Here is a 7,271-nt window from a genome sequence, read left to right on the forward strand (position 1 = left end):
GATGGTCAGCAGGTCGCCGACATCGCGCGCACGGCGCGATCTACGCCGCCGGCCCGACCCTGCAGCTGTATTCGGACCGCCGTGCGCGCGATGTCGGCGACCTGCTGACCATCACCCTGCTGGAAAACACCACCGCGCAGACCAGCGCCAACACCGCCACCAACAAGGAATCGAACCTGAGCCTCGGCACGCCGTCGATTCTCGGCGCACCGGTCACCCTGGGCGGTAAGGACATCCTGAGTGCAACGGCCAAGGGCGCACGCGACTTCACTGGCAAGGGCAACAGCGCGCAGAGCAACCGCCTGCAGGGCAACGTGACCGTGACGGTGGTGCAGCGCCTGCCCAATGGCAACCTGGTGGTGCAGGGGCAGAAGAACCTGCGCCTGAACCAGGGTGATGAGCTGGTGCAGGTACAGGGCATCGTGCGCCCCGGCGATATCAGCGCGGACAACACTGTGCCTTCCAGCCGCGTGGCCGAAGCGCGCATCGTCTATGGCGGCCGCGGCCCTGTTGCGCAGTCCAACGCGATGGGTTGGCTGAGCCGCTTCTTCAACTCCGGCCTGACGCCGTTCTGAGTATGGCCATGAAACTCTCCTTCTCTTCTTCCTGGCAGCGACGCGCGGCGTCGCTCTACTGTGCCGTGTTCATGGTCTTTGCGGTGGCTGCCCCCGCCAGCGCCGAGCGCATCAAGGACCTGGCCCAGGTGGGTGGCGTGCGCGGCAATGCACTGGTGGGTTACGGCCTGGTGGTCGGCCTGGATGGCAGCGGCGACCGCACCAGCCAGGCGCCCTTCACCGTGCAGAGCCTGAAGAACCTGCTGGGCGAGCTGGGCGTCAACGTACCGGCCAACGTCAACCCGCAGCTGAAGAACGTGGCGGCGGTGGCGATCCACGCCGAACTGCCGCCGTTCGCCAAGCCCGGCCAGCCGATTGACATCACCGTATCCTCGATCGGCAACGCCGTGTCGCTGCGCGGTGGCTCGCTGCTGATGGCGCCGCTGCGCGGTGCCGACGGCCAGGTCTACGCGATTGCCCAGGGCAACCTGATCGTGGGCGGCTTCGGTGCACAGGGCAAGGACGGTTCGCGCGTCTCGGTGAACGTGCCCAGCGTCGGCCGCATTCCCAACGGTGCGACCGTTGAGCGCGCCCTGCCCGATGTGTTCGGCGCCAGTGGCGAGATCACCCTGAACCTGCACAACAGCGATTTCACCACCATCTCTCGGATGGTCGGTGCGCTCAACAATGCCTTCGGCGAAGGTTCGGCGCGTGCCGTGGACGGCGGCACCGTTGCCGTGCGTGCGCCCACCGACGCCGGTGCGCGCATCGGCCTGCTGGCCCGTATCGAAAACCTGGAACTGACCCCGGGCGCTGCACCGGCCAAGGTAGTGGTCAACTCGCGTACCGGCACCGTGGTCATAGGCCAGCAGGTGCGTGTCGGCCCGGCCGCGATCTCGCATGGCTCGTTGACGGTGACCATCCAGGAAAACACCAACGTCAGCCAGCCCAACGCTTTTGCCGGTGGCCAGACCGTGGCCACGCCGCAGTCGACCATCACCGCCACCAACGATGGCAGCCGGATGTTCAAGTTCAACGGCGGCACCACCCTGGACGAGATCGTGCATGCGGTGAACGCCGTTGGCGCGGCGCCGGGTGACCTGATCGCGATCCTGGAAGCACTGAAGCAGGCCGGCGCCCTGAGCGCCGAGCTCGAGGTGATCTGACATGCGCATCACTCCCGCATTCGAACTCAGCCCGGCCCAGCAGAACGACCCGGCCAAGATCGACAAGGTCGCGCGCCAGCTTGAAGGCCAGTTCGCGCAGATGCTGGTCAAGAGCATGCGTGACGCCAGCTTCGGCGATTCGCTGTTCCCGGGTGAAAACAAGATGTTCCGGGAGATGTACGACCAGAAGATCGCCGAGGCGATGACCCGCGGCAAGGGCCTGGGCCTGTCGAGCATGATCACCCGCCAGTTGTCCGGCGCGCAGGCCGATGGCCCGGCGCTGGATACCCGGGTGGACCCGGCCAAGGCCAGCCGCGCCTACCAGCTCAATGCGCCGGCGGCGCCGTCGCTGCCGCTGCAGGATGCCGGCCAGGCCGTGCGCATGCTGCAGCAGATGGCGGCCGGTGTGCAGGATGGTGCGCAGTCCTCCGTCGCCCCGATGGAGCAGGCGCTGGACCTGATTGCGGGCCGGGAAAGCAGCGGCATGCACCGTTCGCTGGGTACCGACGATCCCTATGCCGGTGCCATCGGTGGCGCCGATTGGGCCGCTGCCAGCGACCAGTGGGCGCCGACCGCCAGCAACCGCGGCAGCAGCGGCACCCCGGCCGATGCACTGGCCACGCGCACCGCCGTCGCCCAGCTGGGCGCACATACCCCGGAAGGCTTCGTCGCCAGCATCTGGCAGCACGCGCAGAGCGCGGCCAAGGAACTGGGCGTGGACGCCCGCGCCCTGGTTGCCCAGGCAGCGCTGGAAACCGGCTGGGGCAAGCGCCAGATCAAGCATGCCGATGGCAGCACCTCGCACAACCTGTTCGGCATCAAGGCCACCGGCTGGAAGGGCCAGAGCGCTACCGCCGGCACCCATGAGTACGTCGATGGCGTGCGCCGCAACGAGACCGCCAGTTTCCGCGCCTACACCTCGCCTGCAGAGAGCTTTGCCGACTACGTGCGCCTGCTGAAGACCAGCCCGCGCTACCAGCAGGCGCTGCAGGCCGGCACCGATGTGCAGGGCTTCGCGCGCGGCCTGCAACGCGCCGGCTACGCCACCGACCCGCGCTACGCGGCCAAGATCGCCGCGATCGCCGGCGGCCCGACCATCGAGCGCGCCGTGGCCGCCGTGGCCGACGCCGGCTCACGCATCGGCCAGACCTTCGCCAGCACCGCAACCGCGGCGCTGGGTATCACCCGTCGTTGAGGAACCCCATGTCCAGCGTACTTTCCACCGGTACCAGTGCCCTGCTCGCCTTCCAGCGTGCGTTGGCCACCACCAGCCACAACGTGGCCAACCTCAACACTCCCGGCTACAGCCGGCAGAAGGTCGACTTCGCCACCGCCACCCCGCAGAACTACGGCTATGGTGACGTTGGCAACGGCACCCGCATCGTCGACATCCGCCGCGCCGCCGACCAGCTGGCGATCTCGCGCCTGCTCGACAGCGGCGGCGAACTGGCACGCCTGAAGCAGCTCTCGGGCATGGCCGACCGGGTCAATGCCCTGTTCTCCGACGCGGCCACCAACGTGGCCGGGGTCTGGTCGAACTTCTTCGATACCGTCAGCGGCCTGTCCTCCAACGCAGCGGGTACTGCCGACCGGCAGAACATGCTCGATGGCGCCAAGGCCCTGGCCAACCGCTTCAGCCAGCTCAACACCCACCTGAACAACCTCAATGGCGAGGTCAACAATGGATTGATGGCCGGTGCCACCGAAGTCAACCGGCTGGCGTCGGAGATCGCGCAGATCAACGGTGCCATCGGTACCAACATCGCCAACGCCGCGCCCGACCTGCTGGACCGCCGCGACCAGCTGATCTCGCAGCTGGTGGGCTACACCGGCGGCACCGCGGTGATCCAGGACGGCGGCATCATGAACGTCTACACCGCTGGCGGCCAGGCGCTGGTGGTGGGCACCACTGCATCGAAGGTCACCACGGTGGCCGACCCGTACCAGCCCGAGCGCCTGCAGCTGGCGCTGCAGACCCAGGGCGGCACCATCACCCTGGACCCGAAGGCCGTGGGCGGCCAGATCGGAGGCCTGCTCGAATTCCGCGACACCGTGCTGACCCCGGCCCAGGCCGAACTGGGCAAGCTGGCTGTGGGCCTGGCCGAGACGTTCAACAGCACCCATCGCCAGGGCGTGGATCTGTACGGACAGATGGGCGGCGACTTCTTCAACATCGGCACGCCGCGTGTCACCGGCAATGCCGGCAACACCGGGACCGGTTCGATCGCCGCCAGCTATGGCGACCTCGGCAAGCTGGAAGCACAGAACATCGTGCTCAAGTTCGATGGCAGCAACTGGGCCGCCAGCCGCGCCGACACCGGCGCCAGCGTGCCGCTGACCGGCACCGGTACCGCTGCCGACCCGTTGATCATCAACGGCGTGAAGCTGGTGGTGGGCGGCACCCCGGCGGCCAACGACCGCTTCCTGCTGCAGCCGACGGCTGGCGTGGCCGGCAGCCTGGAGATGGCGATCACCGATCCTTCGCGCATTGCCGCGGCCGCCGCCATCAAGGGCGCTGCCGCACTGGCCAACACCGGCACCGGCAAGCTGAGCGGCGTGACCGTGACCGATGCGGCCAACGCCAACCTGCGCAATCCGGCTGCGATCGTGTTCACCTCGGCCACCACCTACACCATCGATGGCGGCCCACCGCAGACCTATACGCCCGGGCAGACCATCAGCGCCAACGGCTGGAGCTTCGTGCTCGATGGCGTGCCGAAGAATGGCGACACGTTCAACATCACCCCGACCCCGGCCGGCTCGTCGGACAACAGCAATGCCACCAAGCTGTCCAAGGTGGAATCGGCCAAGGCGTTCAACGCCGGCACGGTGACGCTGGGCGGCGCATTGGGCGGGCTGACCACCCAGGTCGGTGCAGCAGCGCGTTCGGCGGAGTATTCGCTGGGGGCGCAGCAGGTGATCGCCGACCAGGCACAGGCAGCGCGTGACGAAGTGTCCGGCGTCAACCTCGATGAGGAGGCGGCCGACATGCTGCGCCTGCAACAGGCCTACCAGGCCGCCTCGCAGTTGATCTCCACCGCAGATTCCATGTTCCAGACCATCCTGGGAGCCGTGCGCCGATGAGCAACCGCATCTCCACCGGAATGATGTACAGCCAGTCGGTAGCGCTGATGATGGCCAAGCAGGCCAAACTCAGCCACCTGGAACAGCAGATCGCCACCGGCAGCAAGATCGTCAGCGCCAAGGACGATCCGGTCGCCGCAGGCGCTGCGGTGGGCCTGGACCGCAGCCTGGCCGCACTGGAACGCATGAAGCTCAATGGCAACAACGTGCAGAACCGCCTGGGCGTGCAGGAAAACACCCTGGCCCAGGTCAACGACCTGATGGCGCGCGTCAACGATCTGACCATCCAGGCCAGCAATCCCGCCTTGAGTGCGCCCGACAAGAAGACCCTGATCACCGAGTTGAACCAGATCCGCGAGGGCCTGCTGTCGCTGGCCAACAGCAGCGACGGCACCGGCCGCTACGTGTTCGGTGGCACCAACGACAGCGATCCGCCGTTCGCCAAGATTGACGGCAAGGTCGTCTATCGCGGCGACCAGACCCAGCGCCAGGTGGAAGTSGGTCCGGATACCTACGTGCGTGACGCCCTGCCCGGCAGCGAGATCTTCCTGCGCATCCCCACCGGCGATGGCTTCGTCGATGGCAGCGCAGCGGCAGGCAACGCCGGCAACGGCGTGCTGACCAACATCACCCGTGATGGCAGCGACAGCTGGAACGGGCAATCGTTCAGCGTGCGCTTCACCGCTGCCGACCAGTACGAAGTGCTCGACGGTGCCGGCAACGTAACCGGCACCGGCACCTACAAGGCCGGCAGCGAACTGGAGATCAACGGCGTTCGCCTGCAGATCGCTGGCGCGCCAGCAACGGGTGACAGCTTCAACGTGCAGGCCGCCAGCAGCCGCGACATCTTCGGCACCATGGACAAGCTGATCGCCGCACTGGATGCCGATACCGGTACCCCGGCAAAGATGGYCGCGCAGCAGAACGAGCTGCAGAGCGCATTGCGTGATGTCGGCCGCGCGGCGGAACGGATGATCGATTCGCGCGCTGCCGGTGGCGCGCAGCTGAAAGCGCTGGACAACGCGGCGGAGATGCGTGAGGCCAATGGCGTGACGCTGAAGACCACGCTGTCGGAGATGCGCGACCTGGACTACGCCGATGCGTTGAGCCAGTACCAGCTGGAAAGCACCGCGCTGCAGGCGGCACAGACGCTGTTCTCGCAGATGCAGTCGATGTCGCTGTTCAACAAGATCCGCTGATTCCACGCGCCAGCGCTGGAACCCAAGGCCGCGATGCCCTGCATCGCGGCCTTTTTCGTTTCTGCCGGGCATACGCCCCGCCGCCACCATTCAGCTTGCCTGGCAGGCGCCGATACCCCTTCTGGCGCCGGCCAGGTCCTGCCTGGCCGCCCGTTCCAGGCTTCACGCCGGCCCTTCCGTGTCGGCGGAAATCCCCGGAAAAACAGCTTTCAGCGACGAAATTCGGTTGCAACGAAATTCCCGGCTAAAGGTTGTTGACAAAGCGCCGTTATTCATTTGGCAACGGCGAAGCACACAGCCAAACAAAAAAATCAGGCGGCGCTTCGTTCCATTCACCAACGGGTTCCACATAAGAGGAGACGACCCCATGGCACAGGTAATCAACACCAATACGATGTCGCTCAACGCTCAGCGCAACCTGAGCACCAGCGGCAGCTCGCTCGCCACCACCATCCAGCGCCTCTCGTCCGGCCTGCGCATCAACAGCGCGAAGGACGACGCAGCCGGCCTGGCCATCAGCGAGCGCTTCACCACCCAGATCCGTGGTCTGGACGTGGCCATCCGCAACGCCAACGACGGCATCTCGCTGGCCCAGGTCGCCGAGGGCTCGCTGAACGAAGTCGGCAACAACCTGCAGCGCATCCGCGAACTGGGCGTGCAGGCCTCCAACGCCACCAACTCGGCCAGCGACCGCAAGGCGCTGCAGGCTGAAGTGACCCAGCTGGTCAGCGAAATCGACCGCGTCGCCAAGCAGGCCGACTTCAACGGCACCAAGCTGCTGGACGGTTCGTTCACCAGCCAGCTGTTCCAGGTGGGCGCCAACGCCGGCCAGGCCATCGCCATCAACAGCGTGGTCAACGCCAAGGCCGATTCGCTGGGCGCGGCCAGCTTCGCCAACGTCTACACCGGCACCAGCCTGGCTGCAGCCGACAAGGCCACCGCCGATACCACCTACTCCGGCCTGCAGATCTCGGTGACCCCGCCGGGCGGCGCCGCCACCACGGTCACCGTCAGCGACTTCACCGTGAAGGCAGGCGAATCGATCACCTCGGCCACCGCGGCCGCGATCAACAACAAGCTGGGCGAGACCGGCGTAGTCGCCTCCGTCAACGCCGGCGTGGTCAGCCTGGCCTCGGTCAAGGACGGCCAGACCTTCGCTCTGGGCGTCAGCGCGGCGACCCCGCCGACCGGCGCCACCGCCGCCACCATCGCCGGCCTGGGCCTGACCGAGACCAGCACCAACGGCGGCACGCTGACCGGTGCAACGG

Annotated in this window: 6 protein-coding genes; all 6 read left to right on the forward strand. The window is 67.0% G+C overall.

Features of this window, described 5'->3' with window-relative positions; all coding sequences use genetic code 11:
* On the forward strand, positions 1-575 hold a 575-nt coding region (flgH, locus tag AB4Y84_RS08730; protein WP_442250006.1), incomplete at its 5' end, for a flagellar basal body L-ring protein FlgH.
* Positions 576-577: 2 nt separating this feature from the next.
* Entirely contained in the window at positions 578-1,720 is a 1,143-nt protein-coding gene (locus AB4Y84_RS08735; protein WP_025879103.1) for a flagellar basal body P-ring protein FlgI, read from the forward strand.
* A 1-nt stretch (position 1,721) separates the two neighbouring features.
* Complete coding sequence (gene flgJ, locus AB4Y84_RS08740) at positions 1,722-2,915, forward strand: flagellar assembly peptidoglycan hydrolase FlgJ (RefSeq protein ID WP_025879102.1); 1,194 nt, start codon at positions 1,722-1,724, stop codon at positions 2,913-2,915.
* Between the two features lie 8 nt (positions 2,916-2,923).
* The gene (flgK, locus tag AB4Y84_RS08745; RefSeq protein ID WP_442243506.1) at positions 2,924-4,804 is read left to right on the forward strand and encodes a flagellar hook-associated protein FlgK; all 1,881 of its coding nucleotides are present in this window, start codon (positions 2,924-2,926) and stop codon (positions 4,802-4,804) included.
* Positions 4,801-6,003, forward strand: coding sequence for a flagellar hook-associated protein FlgL (gene flgL, locus AB4Y84_RS08750; protein WP_442250007.1), 1,203 nt, complete (start codon positions 4,801-4,803; stop codon positions 6,001-6,003). The genes flgK and flgL overlap by 4 nt, the downstream gene beginning before the upstream one ends.
* 367 nt (positions 6,004-6,370) lie before the next feature.
* The coding region (locus AB4Y84_RS08755; RefSeq protein WP_442250008.1) for a flagellin at positions 6,371-7,271 on the forward strand (901 nt) is incomplete at its 3' end.

This window comes from Stenotrophomonas sp. 2YAF22, assembly GCF_052114665.1.
Lineage (GTDB): Bacteria > Pseudomonadota > Gammaproteobacteria > Xanthomonadales > Xanthomonadaceae > Stenotrophomonas > Stenotrophomonas indicatrix.